This window comes from Pseudomonas sp. CG7 (assembly GCF_023701885.1).
GTDB classification, from domain to species: domain Bacteria; phylum Pseudomonadota; class Gammaproteobacteria; order Pseudomonadales; family Pseudomonadaceae; genus Aquipseudomonas; species Aquipseudomonas zanjanensis.
Genome location: NZ_JABAEE010000012.1, coordinates 41,524 through 55,518, shown reverse-complemented (window position 1 = coordinate 55,518; position 13,995 = coordinate 41,524). Strand labels below are relative to the sequence as shown.

General features: G+C 55.6%; 15 protein-coding genes. 5 read left to right on the top strand and 10 right to left on the bottom strand.

All coding sequences use genetic code 11. The features are described from left to right. Positions 1-40: 40 nt before the first annotated feature. Genes arsJ through HGO40_RS07370 form a run of 8 tightly spaced genes read right to left on the bottom strand, consistent with a single transcriptional unit; the run spans position 41 to position 5,927 of the window. A complete protein-coding gene (gene arsJ, locus HGO40_RS07405) occupies positions 41-1,261 on the bottom strand; it encodes an organoarsenical effux MFS transporter ArsJ (RefSeq protein ID WP_250962486.1) in 1,221 nt (406 codons plus the stop codon). A gap of 12 nt (positions 1,262-1,273) precedes the next feature. Next, on the bottom strand, positions 1,274-2,278 hold the full coding sequence (locus HGO40_RS07400; RefSeq protein ID WP_250962485.1) for an ArsJ-associated glyceraldehyde-3-phosphate dehydrogenase: 1,005 nt from the start codon (positions 2,276-2,278) through the stop codon (positions 1,274-1,276). Further along, positions 2,275-2,820, bottom strand: coding sequence for a cyclin-dependent kinase inhibitor 3 family protein (locus HGO40_RS07395; protein WP_250962484.1), 546 nt, complete (start codon positions 2,818-2,820; stop codon positions 2,275-2,277). Before HGO40_RS07395 ends, HGO40_RS07400 begins: the two co-directional genes overlap by 4 nt. Positions 2,821-2,833: 13 nt before the next feature. Beyond that, the gene (gene arsH / locus HGO40_RS07390) at positions 2,834-3,550 is read right to left on the bottom strand and encodes an arsenical resistance protein ArsH (RefSeq protein ID WP_250962483.1); all 717 of its coding nucleotides are present in this window, start codon (positions 3,548-3,550) and stop codon (positions 2,834-2,836) included. A gap of 4 nt (positions 3,551-3,554) precedes the next feature. Then, positions 3,555-4,616: an ACR3 family arsenite efflux transporter gene (arsB, locus tag HGO40_RS07385; protein WP_250962520.1), complete on the bottom strand. Its 1,062-nt coding sequence runs from the start codon at positions 4,614-4,616 to the stop codon at positions 3,555-3,557. Between the two features lie 16 nt (positions 4,617-4,632). After that, positions 4,633-5,103, bottom strand: a complete 471-nt coding sequence (locus HGO40_RS07380) for an arsenate reductase ArsC (protein WP_250962482.1) — start codon at positions 5,101-5,103, stop codon at positions 4,633-4,635. A gap of 45 nt (positions 5,104-5,148) precedes the next feature. Beyond that, on the bottom strand, positions 5,149-5,505 hold the full coding sequence (locus tag HGO40_RS07375) for a metalloregulator ArsR/SmtB family transcription factor (protein ID WP_053159464.1): 357 nt from the start codon (positions 5,503-5,505) through the stop codon (positions 5,149-5,151). 8 nt (positions 5,506-5,513) lie between these two features. Further along, positions 5,514-5,927, bottom strand: coding sequence for an arsenate reductase ArsC (locus tag HGO40_RS07370; RefSeq protein WP_250962481.1), 414 nt, complete (start codon positions 5,925-5,927; stop codon positions 5,514-5,516). A 346-nt stretch (positions 5,928-6,273) separates the two neighbouring features. On the opposite strand from HGO40_RS07370, the gene HGO40_RS07365 reads away from it, so the two are divergent. Further along, on the top strand, positions 6,274-6,621 hold the full coding sequence (locus HGO40_RS07365) for an ArsR/SmtB family transcription factor (protein WP_250962480.1): 348 nt from the start codon (positions 6,274-6,276) through the stop codon (positions 6,619-6,621). 37 nt (positions 6,622-6,658) lie between these two features. Next, on the top strand, positions 6,659-7,744 hold the full coding sequence (locus tag HGO40_RS07360; RefSeq protein ID WP_250962479.1) for a flavin-containing monooxygenase: 1,086 nt from the start codon (positions 6,659-6,661) through the stop codon (positions 7,742-7,744). 122 nt (positions 7,745-7,866) lie between these two features. Here HGO40_RS07360 and HGO40_RS07355 read toward each other — a convergent pair whose 3' ends face one another. Continuing rightward, on the bottom strand, positions 7,867-8,301 hold the full coding sequence (locus tag HGO40_RS07355) for a MerR family transcriptional regulator (protein ID WP_250962478.1): 435 nt from the start codon (positions 8,299-8,301) through the stop codon (positions 7,867-7,869). Between the two features lie 322 nt (positions 8,302-8,623). On the opposite strand from HGO40_RS07355, the gene HGO40_RS07350 reads away from it, so the two are divergent. The 3 genes from HGO40_RS07350 (at position 8,624) to HGO40_RS07340 (ending at position 12,557) form a co-directional block, all read left to right on the top strand. After that, on the top strand, positions 8,624-10,852 hold the full coding sequence (locus HGO40_RS07350; RefSeq protein ID WP_250962477.1) for a protein-disulfide reductase DsbD family protein: 2,229 nt from the start codon (positions 8,624-8,626) through the stop codon (positions 10,850-10,852). Positions 10,853-10,868: 16 nt separating this feature from the next. Then, the gene (locus HGO40_RS07345) at positions 10,869-11,480 is read left to right on the top strand and encodes a redoxin domain-containing protein (protein ID WP_250962476.1); all 612 of its coding nucleotides are present in this window, start codon (positions 10,869-10,871) and stop codon (positions 11,478-11,480) included. 93 nt (positions 11,481-11,573) lie between these two features. Beyond that, positions 11,574-12,557, top strand: coding sequence for an arsenic resistance protein (locus tag HGO40_RS07340; protein WP_250962475.1), 984 nt, complete (start codon positions 11,574-11,576; stop codon positions 12,555-12,557). Positions 12,558-12,631: 74 nt separating this feature from the next. Here HGO40_RS07340 and HGO40_RS07335 read toward each other — a convergent pair whose 3' ends face one another. Next, positions 12,632-13,990: an NAD(P)-binding domain-containing protein gene (locus HGO40_RS07335; protein ID WP_250962474.1), complete on the bottom strand. Its 1,359-nt coding sequence runs from the start codon at positions 13,988-13,990 to the stop codon at positions 12,632-12,634. Positions 13,991-13,995 lie beyond the last annotated feature (5 nt).

The window sequence follows — 13,995 nt, the reverse complement described above, 5'->3', positions numbered from 1 at the left end:
GTGGAACGCCAGTGAGATGCTTACCGAACATCTTACAGTTTCATATCGCCTCGGCATGCCTAGGCAAGGCGATAGAAATTAGGGCGGCCAACAACACGAAGGCCGTGGAAACCCACAAGCAGGCCTCCAATCCGTAACCCTGATAGATCCAGCCGGACAGCACGGTGCCGAGCAATCGGCCCAGGGCGTTGGACATGTAGTAAAACCCCACATCCAGTGACACCCCATCCTCTTTGGCGTACGAGACGATGAGGTAACTGTGCAAAGAGGAGTTCACCGCAAATAGCGCACCGAACACCATCAACCCACCCAGCAGCACAATGTGCGGCGACCAACCCGTCGAGAGACCGAGAGCGATTGCTGCAGGCAGGCCCGCGAGCAAGGCCGCCCACTCGAATGCAGCCTTTCCATCCGGGACGTGGCCACGCTTCTTACCGGTTATGTTTGGGGCCAACGATTGAATAATGCCGTAGCCGATGACCCAAGCCGCAAGAAAGCCACCTACCTTCCAGAAGTCCCACCCGAACACGCTACTCAGATAGACAGGCAGCGCAACAACGAACCAGACATCGCGGGCACCGAATAGGAACATTCGCGCCGCCGAAAGGATATTGATTGCTCTGCTCTTGGAGAGGATGTCGCGAAACTTCGGTTTGGCTTTGGCCTTGCCCAGATCCTTCTTCAGCAGGAACAGGCTGGCTATCCAGATCAACGCCAGAGTCGCGGCCATCGCTAGCACGGCAACCGTAAAGCCCAGCAATGCCAGCAGCGCACCGCCCAGGAAGAAACCCACGCCTTTGAGCGCGTTCTTCGAGCCAGTGAGAATTGCCACCCATTGATAGAGGGTGCCTTGTTGGTTGTCGGGCACCAGGAGTTTGATGGAACTCTTGGCGCTCATCTTGTTGAGGTCTTTGGCTATGCCCGACAACGCCTGGGCCCCCATTACCCAAGGTATGGTCAGCCAAGCGGCGGGCACAGTCAGCATCAACAAGGCTGCCACCTGGAGTCCCAAACCAATGTTCATGGTGCGATTCAGACCTAGACGGGCACCCAAGTAACCGCCGACCAGATTGGTGATGACACCGAATATTTCATAGAACAGAAACAGGAACGCAATCTGTAACGGGCTGTAGCCCAACGCATGAAAGTGCAACACCACCAACATGCGTAGCGCACCGTCGGTGAGGGTAAAGGCCCAGTAATTGCCGGTCACCAACAGGTACTGGCGCACTTGCGGTGAAAGGGCTGACAACGCGTTCATGATCTCTTCCTGTTAATCGGCCAAACCGACCAGTTTGGCCAGCTCAACAGCGCGGTTGGCGTAACCCCATTCGTTGTCGTACCAGGCATAGATCTTCACTTGAGTACCATTGATCACCATCGTCGACAGCGCATCAATGATTGATGAACGCGGGTCGGTTCGGTAGTCGATGGACACCAGTGGGCGCTCCTCATAGCCGAGGATATTTTTCAGTGGGCCTTCTGCCGCCGCCTTGAGCAACGCATTAACCTCATCCACCGAGGTGGCACGCTCCACTTCGAACACACAATCGGTGAGCGAGGCGTTGGCCAGTGGTACACGCACCGCGTGACCATTCAAGCGGCCACGCAGTTCGGGGAAGATTTCCGCAATGGCGGTGGCCGAGCCGGTACTGGTCGGGATGAGGCTCATGCCTGAAGCGCGGGCGCGGCGCAGATCCTTGTGCGGCTGATCCAGGATGCTCTGGGTGTTGGTCAGGTCGTGAATGGTGGTGATCGAGCCGTGGCGAATGCCCAGGTTCTCGTGGATCACTTTGACGACCGGGGCCAAGCAATTGGTGGTGCAGGATGCAGCGGTCACAATGCGGTGCTGCGCCGGGTCGAACAAGTGCTGGTTAACGCCCATCACCACGTTCAAGGCGCCTTGCTCCTTGACCGGCGCACAGACCACCACACGCTTAACACCCTGATCCAGGTAAGCCTGTAACACCGCCACGGTTTTCATCTTGCCGCTGGCCTCAATCACCAGATCGCAACCCGACCAGTCGGTATCGGCAATCGCTTTGTTCGCAGTGACCTTGATGCGCTTGCCGCCAATCACCACATGATCGCCATCTGCGCTGGCTTCGTTGTGCCAACGACCATGCACAGAGTCAAAGTTGATCAGGTGCGCATGGGTTACTGCATCGCCTGCCGTGTCATTGATTTGCACAAACTCGAACTCTGGCCAGCCCCAGGCTGCACGCAGGGCGAGACGACCGATGCGACCGAAACCGTTGATACCTACTTTGATGCTCATGCTGTTGTTCTCTTGGGACTGCTGTCTGGGGGCAATTGCGACTTGGCGATGTCGAATTGGCTGATGTAGTTGATATGCGCAGGGTGTTGAATCGCACGCGGACGCAGCGCTTGTACTTCGCTTACTGCCTCGCGGAACGGCACTCCGCATTCGATCAGCAGTTGCGCTGCAATCAATCCGGTACGGCCCGAGCCGCCCTTGCAATGAATGGCAATATTCTTGCCTTCGGTGAGCAGTTGCTTGATCCGCTCACGATTGGCCTCCCAGGCAGCCTGGAACGACTCAGCAGGCGCTTGGTTGTCTTCCACGGGCAGGTGAAACCACTCGATGCCGTGCTGTTGGCATTGCTCTGGCAGATTCTCGGCTTCGTTCTGGCTCAACTCTTCGCTGGGCATCAGCGTCAGCAATGCCGACGCACCTGCGGTCTTCAGAGTGTCCAGCGCCTCAGCGACCGACGCGTCTTTGGTACCTGGGCAAGGAGTGAAGATCAGTTGGCCTTGCACAGCTGTCGTGGTGAGCACGGAGTACGGATGTAGGTGCACGATCAATCGTCCTTCAGATAGAGCGTTGATTAACGCGTTTGGAAAGTTCTTCCGCCGATTCCTTACGCTCGGAATAGCGGTCGACCAGATAGTCCTGCCGTTCGCGCAGCAGCAATGTGAACTTCACCAGCTCTTCCATTACGTCCACGACACGGTCGTAGAATGAGGAAGGCTTCATGCGCCCGGCCTCGTCGAACTCCAGGTAGGCCTTTGGCACCGAGGACTGGTTAGGGATGGTGAACATGCGCATCCAGCGACCCAGCACACGTAGCTGGTTAACCACGTTGAAAGATTGCGAGCCACCACAAACCTGCATCACCGCCAGCGTCTTGCCCTGAGTTGGGCGCACCGCGCCCATGGTCAATGGAATCCAGTCGATCTGCGCCTTGAACACCGCGCTCATCGAGCCATGGCGCTCGGGGGAGCACCAGACCTGACCTTCTGACCAGAGCACCAGTTCGCGTAGCTCCTGCACTTTGGGGTGGCTGTCCGGTACGTCATCTGGCAACGGCAGCTCAGATGGATTGAAAATGCGTGTTTCTGCGCCGAGGTGCTGCAACAGGCGCGCAGCTTCTTCAGTCAGTAGGCGGCTGAACGAACGCTCGCGAGTCGAGCCGTAGAGCAGCAGGATGCGCGGCTTGTGCGTGGCCGACAACGTACTGCCGAGCTTATCGAGTGTTGGCAGATCGACCAGTTCGGCATCGAGGTTGGGGATCATTTCTTCAGTCATACATTTACTCCTGAGCGAGGGCACCCTTCGGATGATCGAACCAGCGGCGCTTGAGCCAGAGGGCCACGCCGACCAGGGAGATCAACACCGGCACTTCAACCAGCGGGCCAATCACAGTAGCGAAGGCCACCGGCGCGGCGAGGCCGAAAGTCGCGAGGGCGACGGCTATGGCCAGTTCGAAGTTGTTGCTGGCAGCGGTAAAGGCCAGTGCAGTGGTGCGTGGATAGTCAGCGCGGAGCAGCTTGCCCATCCAAAAGCTGATGAAAAACATCACCACGAAGTAGATAGTCAGCGGGATAGCGATGCGCAGCACATCCAGCGGCAACTGCAACACCATGTCGCCCTTGAGGCTGAACATCGCCACGATGGTCAACAACAGCGCGACCAGGGTCAGTGGGCTGATGCGCGGAATGAAGCGCTGGCTGTACCAGGTTTCGCCTTTGCGGCTAATGAGGATCCTGCGCGTAAGGAAACCGGCCAGAAACGGGATGCCCAGATAGATCAGCACGGACTCCGCGATGCTGACAAAGTTGGTGTCAATCACACTGCCCTGAAGGCCGAACAATGGCGGCAGTAGACCTAAGAAGATCCATGCATACACGCTGAAGAACAGGATCTGGAAGATGCTGTTGAAGGCCACCAACCCGGCGACATATTGGTTATTGCCGCCTGCGATCTGATTCCACACCAGCACCATGGCGATGCAGCGAGCCAAACCGATGAGGATCAGGCCGGTCATGTACTCTGGCTTGTCAGCGAGGAAGACGATGGCCAGTACGAACATCAGCACTGGGCCAATCACCCAGTTCTGGATCAACGATAGCGCCAAGATGCGCTTGTCCTTGAATACCTCCGGCAGCTCTTCGTACCTGACCTTGGCCAACGGCGGATACATCATCACAATCAGGCCGATGGCAATCGGGATGTTGGTCGAACCCACCGAAAGGCTGTTAAGCCAGACCGGTAGCCCTTCGAACAGACTACCCAAGCTCACACCAATCGCCATGGCGAGAAAAATCCAGACCGTTAGGTAGCGATCTAAAAAAGAAAGACGACTTTTACTCATTGTCATATCCCCAGAGTCAGAAAGTGCCAATCAAGGCCAGTTCGGCCTTGAGTTGCTCGGCGCTTAACTGCTTGAGTGGTAACGCCAGGAAGGCTTCAATGCGGGTTCTGATCTGTTCCAGAGTGGCTTCGAAAGCCGCCTCCATCTCTTCTTGAGTCCCTTGATACTCAGAAGGATCTGCCAGCCCCCAGTGGGCCTTGGTGGCCGGGCCAAAAAAGACCGGGCAGGCTTCGCCGGCAGCCTTGTCGCAAACCGTGATGACAAAATCAGGGGCCAGGTTCACATGGACATCGCTGGACTTGCTGTAGAGCCCTGCGGTCGAGATTCCAGCCTTATTTAACGTTTTCAGGCTCAATGGATGGACTTCGCCCTTTGGCTGGCTACCGGCGCTGTAGGCTTGCATCTCAGTCGGAGCCAAGTGATTGAACATAGCTTCACAAAGAATGCTGCGGCAACTGTTGGCGGTGCAGAGAAACAGAATCTTCATCGGGCTATCTCGTAAAGGTCGAGCGCTGCTCGGGCAGGCGTTAACTCAGCAACAAGCGGCCAAGCGCTGTGGGCGATCACCCATCACGTCGAGGCGTTTGGCGTCTGGACTGAGCCAGTGCTGGTTGGCATCCAGTGTGGTTTTCAGTACGGCAATCACCCAATCCGGCAGACTGGGATGCAGGCGGTAATACACCCATTGACCTTGCCGACGATCCTCCAGCAAACCGCAACTGCGCAATTGCGCCAGGTGCCGGGAGATTTTCGGTTGGCTCTCATCGAGTGCGCAGGTCAGTTCACAAACGCACAGCTCTTGCTCACGGGTGATGAGTAACATCAGACGAACGCGAGTTTCGTCAGCCAAGCATTTGAATACGGTGGTCGGTGTCAGATGGTCAGCCATAGGGGGTCTCAACGTTTGGTTTTCACCAACACGAACATCTTGATGCGTTCATGGATCTCGTGAAGGGTGTGACGGAATGCATCGTGCTTGGCGCTGGTCACCGGATCTTCAAAGTTCCAGGCCAGTACCTCTCCGGCGCCTGGAAGGGCATGACATTCCAGAGATGATTTATCGCATAGCGTGATGACGTAATCGAAACGCTCTCCCGCAAACTCATCGATAGACTTGCTGTGCAACCCTTCAGTACTCACACCCAGGTGCTGAAGCGATCCCAAGGTGCGGGGATCGATCTCGCCGGGCGCAGTACCTGCACTGAATGCGTCGAATTGTTCGGAATCAGTGTGCCGCAGAAGTGCTTCAGCCAGTTGCGAGCGGGCAGCGTTAGCCACACAAACAAACAGCACGCGGGTCTTATCGGTCATCGCCAAGTCTCGAATTGGATATGGTTTTCCGAATATACGTTTTTTCGAATATACAGTAAATCCGCAAAGGCGAATACGCGCACATGCACAGCATCCAACCCCATACGCTCACGACTCGAAGCAAAATCTCGGGAAACGAGCACACATTCAGCTGCATTACATACGCCTTCTCGCATATACGCGAGGTAATTATTCTGTCATCACCGTGGCTTTAGGCTGTCCAGCATCTCAATCCCAGACAGGAGCCTTGATGAGCAGAATGAACTTGGCTGTCCACTGATGAGGCGTAACGCCACCCTCCGAGAAGCGCTTTACATGTGCACGAAGACGCACATATATTGTCGATATGAACGTCACCACTAGCCGATCTCAAGCCATTGAGTCTGCCATTGAGTCTCTCGATGGCGCATTCTTCAAAGCCCTTTGCGAGCCGCCAAGAGTCGCCGTACTGAAGCGCGTGATGCAATTAGGTCGAGCAGATGTAACCGCGATTGCAGCTGATTTACCCCAGGAGCGCTCGGTGATATCTCGTCATCTTCAGGTGCTGCTGGACGCTGGGATCGTGCGTGCGACGAAGGTGGGGCGCCAAGTCTTCTATGAGGTGGACGGCCCAGCCATCGTCAAGCGACTGGAGGACATCCTCCATCACACCAAAAGCATTGCGTCGTTGTGCTGCCCAGGCGGATCTCACTGATTTTTATTTATCGCAATATGTGTATAGGTGCGCATATATGAACGCAATAGATCACCGATTCGATGTTGTCGTAATAGGCGCAGGGCAGGCAGGACTGGCCTGTGGCTGGCATTTGAAACAGCAGGGACTCGACTTCCTGATCCTGGATGAGCAGCAGCAATCTGGTGGTAACTGGCGCAACTATTACGACAGCCTCGAACTCTTCTCGCCGGCAGCATACTCCTCACTACCGGGGCTGCCGTTTCCTGGAGAGCCGGCGCACTACCCCTCCCGAGATGAAGTAGTGCGCTACCTAGAGCAGTACGCCAATTTCTTCCAGTTGCCGATTCTTCCAGGGATACAGGTCATAACGGTGGATCAGAAAGCTGGGGGGTTCCAGATAGTGGCTGCCAATGGGCAGAGCTGCTTTACCAGGGCTCTGGTCGTGGCGTCCGGGGCATTTAGCCGCCCCTTTACCCCGGACATTCCGGGGCTCGAAAGTTTTCGGGGCGTTCAACTTCACAGCGCCGAGTATCGAAATACACAAGCGTTCAGAGGGCAACGCATCGTGGTCATTGGCGCGGCGAACTCGGCAGTGCAGATAGCTTACGAGCTAGCCACGGTGGCCGAGGTCACGCTGGCCACACGCGAGGCGATTCGATTCTTTCCGCAGAAACTACTCGGCGCGGATTTCCATGCTTGGCTGAAATGGACAGGCCTGGAAAGAACCCGCTGGCTCAATGATCAGAGCACGCCAGTACTGGATGACGGCACTTACAAAAAGGCGCTGAAGTCGGGCCTTTTCAATCAGCGGTCGATATTCGAGCAAGTACCCCCTACCGGCGTTGTTTGGGCGGATGGTCAGCAGGAAGCCGTTGATTGTCTGTTATTCGCCACTGGGTTCCGCCCAAATATTGCCTTTCTTGAAGACTTAGCGGTAACGGATGATCGGGGGAGGCTAATGCAGCGTGATGGACAAGCGCGCCATGTCCCAGGCCTGTACTTTGTGGGTCTACCGAAGCAGCGCAATTTCGCCTCAGCAACCCTCAGAGGTGTGGGGCCTGACACTGAGGTCATCCTCCCACATTTGCTACGCCATCTGCGTTCCACAGACACTGAAGCAGTGATCGCAGCGCAGCGATGAACAGCTAAAGCAACAAAACACTATGCGAATTCCGTCCCCTTACCACAGCGTTGCATTGCCATTGATCGGCCATGTGAAATCACCCGAGATCTAAGTCGGTGCGGCTGATGATTAGTGCACTTTCAGGAGCAGCATTTGGAGCTGACTTTGATCCCGGATTCGGCCAGCGCTTCGACGATGGGGCAATCGGGTGCCATTGTTCCGGGACAGCAGCTTTGGCAATCCTTGGCCATAGACAGTAATTCTTGTCTGATGGTTTGCAATCGGGCCATTTTTGCTTCCACGGACTCCAGATGCTTTCTGACCACAGACAATGCCTCACCGCAAGAACGCTGCTGATCGCCTGACAGGCTAATCAGTTCGCGGACTTCATCCAGAGGGAATCCAAGCTCCCGTCCTTGGCGGATAAACAGCAGTCGCGCTCGGTGCTGTTCCGTGTAAACCCGGTGTCCTCCAGATGAACGATTGGCGACGGGTAGCAGGCCAATCTTTTCGTAGTACCGGATGGTTTCGATGTTACATCCGGTCTGCTTCGACAAGGCGCCGATTCCCCACATATCGCTTCTCCAAAGAAATCGCTTGAACCTGTAGTAGCTACAGATATTACTCTGGTTCGGCTTGATATTGATAACCAGCGCACGGTGATCAGCTCAAGCTTTGTTTTTCTAAAGAGATGCTCAATGATGAAGGCCACAAGCCTCAATAGAATAGGCGGTGCAGTGGGCCTAGGTTGCCTGGCCTGTTGTGTCACCCCGGTGCTTGGGCTCATGAATGGGCTGATAGGGCTGTCTGCAGTTTCCATAACAGCCAGAATCGCCAATGACCTCTGGCTTGCGCTGACCCTAGTGGCCCTATCGGTTGGAACCCTGGTGTATCGCAATGTCCGCCGCAAAGGGAACCGTTGCGCGAATTCGCAAAAGCCTTGCAAAGGAGCGGAGTGCAGTGGTCACTGATATCGTGGGCACCTCCCGCTTGATCGCCCTGCACAAGCACTTGGTACGCGTATGCCTTACGTTGTTGCTCGGTATCTACGCGGGCGCGCTATGGGCATCCACTGCGAGCAAGGTAGTCACAACCGAGCACATGAGTGCGCAGTTGGTGGCAGAACACCAGGAGCTGACGCCGGGAAAAACATCGTCAATTGCGTTGAAGTTAAACCACCACCCACAGTGGCACAGCTATTGGCGCACCCCTGGCGATTCCGGCTTGCCGACGCAGATCAAGTGGAACGTGCCTGCAGGCATCAAAATGGGCGCGATTCAATGGCCCGCTCCCAAGCGAATACCGTTTGGCCCACTGATGAACTTTGGCTACGAGGGTGAAGCTTGGCTCATTAGTGACATCACCCTGCCACCGGACTTCGCCAAACCGTCGGTCACGCTGAGTGGTCAAGTGGAGTGGCTTGTTTGCAATGACGTCTGCATCCCTGAAGAGGGGCAACTGACACTAACCCTACCAGTTGGATTGCCGAACTCTACTCCCATCGCCAATCCCGAGGCCGTTCGGGGCTTCGAGACGGTGCGAACCCTGTTGCCAAAAAAGGCGAATGATTGGAGCTTTACTGCGGAATCGACGAGTGCCGGTAGTACCCTTTCTATCGTGCCTCCACAGGGGCGATCCCTCCCTCAGAGCGTCAGTTTTTTTCCTTATGATGAAGGTGTGATCGAACCGAGCGCGGCTCAGACCTTGTCACACGATGGCGCTGGCTATCAGCTTTCCATCACACGTGCAGTTCAGCCAGTGGCTCCCCTGGTGAGACTTCGCGGCATTGTGGTAATGGAAAATGGCACGGCCTCACCAGAAGCTCTGGAAATCGATATTCCAGTCCAGGGTGCAGTAGCTGACAAGCCGGACACCAGCCTCGATACAAGTGCTCAACTGGGGTTGGTTGCTGCTGTGTTGCTGGCTTTTTCAGGCGGGATACTGCTCAACCTGATGCCTTGTGTCTTTCCGATCCTCTCGATGAAAGTGTTCGCATTTGCTCGCGAAGCAGATGCTAACAAATCGCGTCGAAATGGCCTGTTTTACTCAATCGGCGTCGTCATATCGTTCTGGCTACTTGCGATTGTGCTGATGGGATTACGGTCAGCAGGGCATGAATTCGGATGGGGCTTTCAGCTTCAATCACCGGTAATAGTCGCCAGTCTTGCGGTGTTGTTTTTTGTGCTTGCGCTCAATCTTTTGGGTGTTTTCGAGATGGGCAGCTTGCTGCCGAGCCCTCTTGCATCCATCAGCCCTCGTCACCCAGACGTCAGTGCATTTTTCTCCGGTGTGCTCGCTGTTGCCGTTGCCTCACCCTGCACCGGCCCGTTCATGGCAGTGGCGCTTGGTTATGCGGTGACCCAGCCCGGATGGACTTCGTTGGCCGTCTTCACCTCGCTGGGCCTCGGTATGGCCTTGCCATATTTCCTGCTGGCTTGGTTTTCCGGCATCAGGAAGTGGTTGCCACGACCAGGGCCATGGATGGTGCAATTACGTCAATTTCTAGCCTTTCCACTGCTTGCAACCGTCATTTGGCTCGCCTGGGTGCTGGGCGTTCAGGCAGGTGTAAGCCCGTTGATCGACCTTCTTTTGGCACTCTGGTTAATGGGTCTTGGCCTGTGGTTTTTCGGCAGGTTTCCCTCTAGGTTGGGTAAAACAATTTCGTGGGTTTTGGCGTTAAGCGTCCTGATACCGATGGCCAATATCGCCGGCTCCGCGACCTCCGGGTTAACACCCCAAGCTGGTAAGTGGGAGGCCTACTCGCAAGCAAAGGTTGAACAGCGACTGGGCGATGGGAAGACCGTATTTGTCGACTTTACCGCTGCCTGGTGCGTGACCTGCCAAGTCAATAAAAAGCTCGTGCTGAATTCCGATGAAATCGACCAGGCCTTTGAGCAAAGCGGCGTGGTCAGAATGCGGGGCGACTGGACAAATCGAGACCCTGAAATCACCCGTGCCTTGGCGCGCTATGGCCGCTCTGCGGTTCCTATGTATCTCGTTCTCCGTCCAGGCCAATCGCCAGAAATGCTGCCAGAGTTGCTGACTAAATCACTGGTGAAGGCTGCACTAGCTTCGCCCGTGTCACCTGGCAACGAATCGTCAAAGCCCATTCTGGGCACTCTTTAACCGAGGAAATCCCGACATGAAAACGTCCATCGTCGCTTCAATGACATTACTGCTTGTATCGCTCTGGGCGAACGTAGCGAGCGCGACGGCAGTCGTAGGGCAAGCTGCTCCGAACTTCACCGCCACGGACAGCAACGGCACTTCTGTCTCGCTGGCGGACTACAAAGGGAAGTACGTGGTTCTGGAGTGGATGAATCCTGTTTGCCCGTTTACCCAAAAACACTATCGCAGCGGCAACATGCAGGCCTTACAAAGCGAGTACCGCGCAAAAGGCGTGGTGTGGTTGTCAGTCAACACAGCAGAAGCAGGAAGCTCTTCTTACCGTCCAGGCTCAGAAATGAATGCATGGGAAACTGAGATGAAAGCAGCCCCATCTGCCTTATTGATGGATTCAGACACCAGCTTAGCCAAGCTGTACGGCGCTAAAACGACCCCTCACATGTTTGTGGTCAACCCTGCCGGCATGGTGGTATACGCGGGGGCAATTGATGACAAGCGCAGCACGAAGCTTGAGGACGTCAAAATCGCAAAGAACTTCGTGAAAACAGCTTTGGATGAAAGCCTGGCTGATAAGCCGGTCAGCATTTCTTCGACACAACCCTATGGGTGTTCCGTCAAATATCAGTGATGGCCTTCGCACGACGCTAGAAATGCACACATCACTCGACGGACATGCTGTGGTTGCTTAGGCTGACGACCTTTTTGATACTAGGGGAGCACGATGGACAGGGATGCACTTGAACAGAACCAAATACCGATCTATTTCGTCGCGGTTATAGCCGCAGCAGTCGGTGGATTGATGGTTCCTTCAGCGGCGCAGGGACTGAATGCTCTGGTGACTCCGACTATCGCCGTGCTGATGTATGCGATGTTCCTGCAAATTCCCTTTCTTGACCTGCGCGAAGGCCTAAGCAACAAACGCTTCATGTCAGCCCTGCTGATCGCCAACTTCGTACTGATTCCGCTGTTGGTGTGGGGGCTTACCAGAGGACTCACGGATCATCCGGCGATCCTTGTTGGTGCTCTCCTGGTACTGCTGACACCCTGCATCGACTACGTGGTGGTCTTTACTCATATTGGCAAGGGCGACTCTCGTGGAATCCTTGCGGCGACACCAATCCTGCTGCTGCTTCAGCTCGTTCTGCTACCCGTGTACTTGGCCTTCATGTTGGGTGGAAAGTCCGAAGTCGTGATTTCGGTAGGCCCGTTTGTTGAAGCCTTTCTCGTGCTGATTGTCGCGCCGTTGTTGTTGGCCGTGGTTACAGCGGCGTTGGCCAAAAGGTCGAAAATCGTCGGCGGTTGGAACGCCGCCTGGGCCTGGCTACCCGTTCCAGCAATGGCAGCAGTTCTGGTCGCGGTGGTCGGTTCTCAAATCTCCTCGGTCGTTCGCGACATCGACAAACTTGCTCCGGTTATTCCTGTGTATATCGGCTTCACGCTGCTGGCACCGCTGGTGGGCGCCTTGGCTTCGAGAGCTTTCAAGCTACCTTCCACCGCTGCCAGGGCGGTCACTTTCAGTTCGTCAACGCGTAACTCTTTGGTCGTTCTTCCACTGGCCTTGGCATTGCCTGAAGAAATTCGAGGCCTTGCGGCGGCGGCGGTGATCACCCAAACGCTAGTCGAGTTGGTGGGTGAGCTGATCTACATCCGAGCAATACCGGCTCTGGTTTGGCGTAAAAAATCGCAAATTGAGTCGATGACTTAGTAATTACATCAGCTGCGTGCAAGTGGTCAGGACGAACTCAAATGCCTGACTTATGCATGTAGATTTGCACACAGTTACGAGCAGCAGGAACCCTTCAACACAGGCGAAACTTCGGCAACCTTAGCCGAATCGGTGCAACAACTTGGCTCGCAACAGCCAGAGCTTGCCGCTCGGTCGCAGCACTCAGAATCATCGAACTGCGTGCTGCACACACCTGTCTCTGGCAAGACCAATTCAACTCGCTTGGCAGCATCCCAATCACCGGCCAACGCCGCTACCACCGAACGCACCTGCTCATAGCCTGTCAGGAGCAGGAAAGTCGGGGCTCGGCCATAGCTCTTCATTCCTACGATGAAAATCCCTTCATCAGGGTGAGCCAGTTCGACGGCACCATGTGGGCGAACAGTGCCGCAACTATGCTCATTCGGATCAATTAGCGGGGCAAGATTAATGGGGCTTTGAGTCGCCGAATCCAGCGCCAAACGCAGCTCGGCAAGCAGCTCCAATTTAGGTCGGAAGCCGGTTGCGACCACGACTTCATCCACCACCGGGAGAGCATGGCCGTCCGCCTCAACAACGACGCCGTCGTCAGTTGCGAAAACCTTGTTGATAGCGATGTTGGTGAACAGCTCAATGGCCCCATCGTTCAACAACTGGCGAATCCTCTGCCCTAGTTTCCCCCGTTCCTCCAGTTTGTCGTTGGCCCCTCCGCCCAATATGCGATCCAAAGAGGAGCCGCGAATTACCCAGAAAATCTTCGTGCCAGGCTCCTGGAGGGCAAGCCGGGTCAAGTCTTGCAAGACGCTGAACGCAGAGTGCCCACTGCCTATCACCATGACACGCCGATTGGCATAGCGTTGGCGTTCACTATGAAGCACTTCGGGAATGCCATAGGAGATACGTTCAGCCAAATCCTTCTCGCCCACCGCAGGAATACCATGAGCTCCCATCCAATTTGGCGAGCGGAAGGTGCCGGATGCATCTATGACGGCGCTGGCGAGCACATCCTTTTCGCCCTCTGGAGTCCTGACCCGTAGCAGAAATGATGTGGCTGCACGGTTCTTCGTCTTCATGACGTCCTGGCCGAACCGAGTCACCGCCAAGACTTCGGTGTTCAGGCATAGATAGCTATTCACGGATGGCAGTGCTGCAAGTGGATATATGTAGTCATCCAGCAGTTCACGCCCGGTGGGATAAACGTCCTCAGCGGGCGCCACCCATCCTTGGGCCGTGAGCAGCGTGGCGGCCTGCTTGTCGATGTTGAACCCCCATGGAGAAAACATCCGCACGTGTGCCCAGTTTTCGATGCTTGCCCCGGCACTGGGCCCTGCCTCGAAGATCGAGGGAGTCAGCCCTCTCGCGATGAGATGGCAGGCAGCAGCCAACCCCACAGGGCCGGCGCCAATGATGGCGATAGGAAGTTTTCTGTCCATGACTT

Bases quoted from the DNA above. Each gene is read 5' to 3' on its own strand.
- arsJ (WP_250962486.1), bottom strand. From the start codon at position 1,261: ATGAACGCGTTGTCAGCCCTTTCACCGCAAGTGCGCCAGTACCTGTTG.
- HGO40_RS07400 (WP_250962485.1), bottom strand. From the start codon at position 2,278: ATGAGCATCAAAGTAGGTATCAACGGTTTCGGTCGCATCGGTCGTCTC.
- arsH (WP_250962483.1), bottom strand. From the start codon at position 3,550: ATGACTGAAGAAATGATCCCCAACCTCGATGCCGAACTGGTCGATCTG.
- arsB (WP_250962520.1), bottom strand. From the start codon at position 4,616: ATGAGTAAAAGTCGTCTTTCTTTTTTAGATCGCTACCTAACGGTCTGG.
- HGO40_RS07380 (WP_250962482.1), bottom strand. From the start codon at position 5,103: ATGAAGATTCTGTTTCTCTGCACCGCCAACAGTTGCCGCAGCATTCTT.
- HGO40_RS07375 (WP_053159464.1), bottom strand. From the start codon at position 5,505: ATGGCTGACCATCTGACACCGACCACCGTATTCAAATGCTTGGCTGAC.
- HGO40_RS07370 (WP_250962481.1), bottom strand. From the start codon at position 5,927: ATGACCGATAAGACCCGCGTGCTGTTTGTTTGTGTGGCTAACGCTGCC.
- HGO40_RS07365 (WP_250962480.1), top strand. From the start codon at position 6,274: ATGAACGTCACCACTAGCCGATCTCAAGCCATTGAGTCTGCCATTGAG.
- HGO40_RS07360 (WP_250962479.1), top strand. From the start codon at position 6,659: ATGAACGCAATAGATCACCGATTCGATGTTGTCGTAATAGGCGCAGGG.
- HGO40_RS07355 (WP_250962478.1), bottom strand. From the start codon at position 8,301: ATGTGGGGAATCGGCGCCTTGTCGAAGCAGACCGGATGTAACATCGAA.
- HGO40_RS07350 (WP_250962477.1), top strand. From the start codon at position 8,624: ATGTCCGCCGCAAAGGGAACCGTTGCGCGAATTCGCAAAAGCCTTGCA.
- HGO40_RS07345 (WP_250962476.1), top strand. From the start codon at position 10,869: ATGAAAACGTCCATCGTCGCTTCAATGACATTACTGCTTGTATCGCTC.
- HGO40_RS07340 (WP_250962475.1), top strand. From the start codon at position 11,574: ATGGACAGGGATGCACTTGAACAGAACCAAATACCGATCTATTTCGTC.
- HGO40_RS07335 (WP_250962474.1), bottom strand. From the start codon at position 13,990: ATGGACAGAAAACTTCCTATCGCCATCATTGGCGCCGGCCCTGTGGGG.